Annotated in this window: 4 protein-coding genes; 3 read left to right on the top strand and 1 reads right to left on the bottom strand. The window is 74.2% G+C overall.

The features are described from left to right. The coding region (locus ACVNF4_RS34545; protein WP_461806813.1) for a C40 family peptidase at positions 1–332 on the top strand (332 nt) is incomplete at its 5' end. Between the two features lie 63 nt (positions 333–395). Further along, positions 396–1,535, top strand: coding sequence for a hypothetical protein (locus ACVNF4_RS34550; protein WP_461806814.1), 1,140 nt, complete (start codon positions 396–398; stop codon positions 1,533–1,535). A 29-nt stretch (positions 1,536–1,564) separates the two neighbouring features. On the opposite strand, the gene ACVNF4_RS34555 is transcribed toward ACVNF4_RS34550, so the two are convergent. Beyond that, positions 1,565–2,098 (bottom strand): PadR family transcriptional regulator, encoded by a 534-nt coding sequence (locus tag ACVNF4_RS34555; RefSeq protein ID WP_461806815.1) that lies wholly within the window; start codon positions 2,096–2,098, stop codon positions 1,565–1,567. Between the two features lie 84 nt (positions 2,099–2,182). Here ACVNF4_RS34555 and ACVNF4_RS34560 point away from each other — a divergent pair. Continuing rightward, positions 2,183–2,796, top strand: a 614-nt coding sequence (locus tag ACVNF4_RS34560; RefSeq protein WP_461806816.1) for an MATE family efflux transporter, incomplete at its 3' end; no start/stop codon positions are given.

Consider the following 2,796-nt stretch of genomic DNA (forward strand, 5'->3'; position numbering starts at 1 on the left):
CCGCCGTCGCCGCCGCGCGCTCCGCTCTGGGGCGGCCGTACGTGTGGGGCGCCACCGGGCCGTCCGGCTTCGACTGCTCCGGCCTCATGCAGTGGTCCTACGGCCAGGCCGGCGTCTCCCTGCCGCGCACCTCCCAGGCCCAGGCCCACGCCGGCCGCCGCGTCCCGCTCTCGCAGGCCCAGCCCGGGGACATCGTCACCTACCGGTCCGACGCCAGCCACGTCGGCATGTACGTGGGCAACGGCCAGGTGATCCACGCGCCGTACCCGGGGGCGCCGGTGCGGTACGACCCCGTCGGGATGATGCCGGTGTCGTCGGTGACGCGGCCGTGAGGGGGCCGGGGCGGGGGCGGGCCGTCTGTGGCTCGCGGCGGGGTTCCCCGTACGATCGTCTGGATGGCTGACGCTAGGCGGGTGATCGGGTCCGGGGTCATAGCCCTGTGTCTGCTGGTCGGCGGGTGTGGTGGGGGTGGTGAGCGGAGTTCCGTGCGGGCCGAGGTGCAGGCCGCGCTGGACCGGCGGGCGGCCGTGGTGCTGGGGCGGGAGGGGGACACGTACGACGTGCCGCTGGCGCAGTGGACGTACCATCTCGACTCCGTGGCCGCCGAGGGCGACCGGGCCACCGCCGACGCGCGGCTCAGTTACCGGGTCCAGGGGTACGACTCCGTGCCGGTGACCTCCTCGCGGGTGCTGAAGCTGGACCGGGACGCGGGCGGGGTGTGGTCCGTGGTGTCGGAGGGGCCCGGGAAGGGGGCGGGGGAGCAGCTCTGGGACCAGGGGAGGGTGAGCGTGGTGCGGGGGACGCACAGTCTCGTGCTCGGCGTCGGACAGTCCACCGACCGGCTGCGCACCTTCGCCGACCTCGCCGACAAGGCCGTCCCGGCCGTCTCCGAGGCGTGGGGGACGGGGTGGGCGCGGAAGGTCGTCGTCGTGGTGCCGGCGTCCCTGACGGGGATGGCCGAGCTGCTCGGCTCGTCCGTCGACTCGTACCGGGGGATCGCGGCCGTCACGACCGGCGAGACCGGGGGGCGTGCGCCCGCCGACCGGATCGTGGTCAACCCGGAGGCGTACGGGACGCTCGGCGAGGTGGGCCGTCAGGTGGTCCTGACCCACGAGACGACCCACGTCGCGACCCGCGCCCACACGAACGCGGCGACCCCCCTGTGGCTCTCGGAGGGCTACGCCGACTGGGTCGGCTACCGCGACACCGACCGCACGCCCGACCAGGCCGCCCCCGAACTCCGGGGCGCCGTCGCCGAGGGCCGCCTCCCCACCGCCCTCCCCACCGACGCCGACTTCGGCTTCGGCACCGACCCCACCCGACTGGCCCAGGCGTACGAGGGCGGCTGGCTGGCCTGCCGCCTCATCGCCGCACGCTGGGGGGAGGACCGCCTCGACGCCTTCTACAAGGCGGTCGGCGCCCACGGGAAGCGGCCCGGCGCGGTGGAGGGGGCGTTGGGGAGCGTGCTGGGGACGACGCTGGAGCAGTTCACGGAGGACTGGCTGAGGTATGTGAAGGAGGAGTTGGCGGGGTGAGGGAGGGGGCTCGCGAGGCGGGTCGATGATCAGACGTCCGGCTTCTCCAGTACCTCCAGCGCCTCCCGCAGCCACGCCGTCTCCGCCGCCCCCGTCGCCCGCGCCACCCGCAGCATCCCCGCCCGGAACAGGTCCCCGCTCTCCTCGGCCCGGACGGGCACCTCGCCGTCGTAGAAGAAGCTGGTCGGCACCTCAAGGAAGTCCAGGCGCCGCCGCAGGACGGCCGCCTGTTCGCGGCGGTCCGGCAGGTGGCGCAGGAACGACAGCAGGGTGTTGAAGCGGACGCTGTCGGAGATCTCGACGTCCTTGGGCCGGCGCAGCCGCTCCAGGAGGTCGGCGCGGCCCGCGTCGGTGAGGGAGAGGGTCCGGCGGGGGGCGGCGCTCACCCCCTCCTCGGTCCGCTCGCGGAGCTTCCCGGCGGCGACGAGCCGGTTGATCGCGGGGTAGAGGGCGCCGTCGCTGACGGGCCGGACGTGCCCGCTCAGCGCCCGGATGCGTTCCTTCAACTCGTATCCGTGCAGCGGCTGTTCGGCGAGGAAGCCGAGGATCGACAGCTCCAGCATGACGCTCCCTTGGGCGGCTCCTTGTGCGGTACGACGACTCTATGTTACCTCTAATCGAGCTACATCGAATCGAGGTACACCTGCATGGTCCCCGCTCTCGTCACCCTCGCCCGCCCGATCTACCTCTCCCTCCTCGCCTCCGTCCTCTCCGGCCTCCTCAACACCCTCTGGGTCGCCCCCCTCGGCCCCTCCGCCGTCGCGGCCGTCGCCGTCGCCACCACCACCGAGAACGTCCTCCTCGGCGTCGCCCTCGTCTTCTCCTCCGGGACGACCGTGCTGCTCGCCCGCGCGAGAGGCGCCGACGACCCGGTGGCCGCCGGGACGGCCGTCCGGGGCGGCTGGGTGCTGTTCGCCCTGGTCACCCCGGTCGTCGCGGGCGGCGGATACCTGCTGCGCGAACCGCTCGCGAGGCTGCTCCTCGGTGGGGACGCGCCTCTCGCCGCCTACTTCGCGATCTCCCTGCCGGGGCTGGCCGTCTTCTACGCCCAGAACCTCGTCGACGGCATTCTCAAGGGCCTCGGCGACGCCAGGACCCCCATGCGGCTGGCGCTGCTGGCGAACGGGCTGATCCTCGCCGTGGACCCGCTGCTGATCCGGACGTACGGGGTGCGGGGCGCCGCCGCGTCCACCGTGCTGTGCCGCTGCGTGGCCCTCGGCGCCGGGCTGCTCGCCCTGCGGCGCGCACCGCTCCCCGCCGG

It is taken from the genome of Streptomyces sp. S6 (assembly GCF_054880855.1).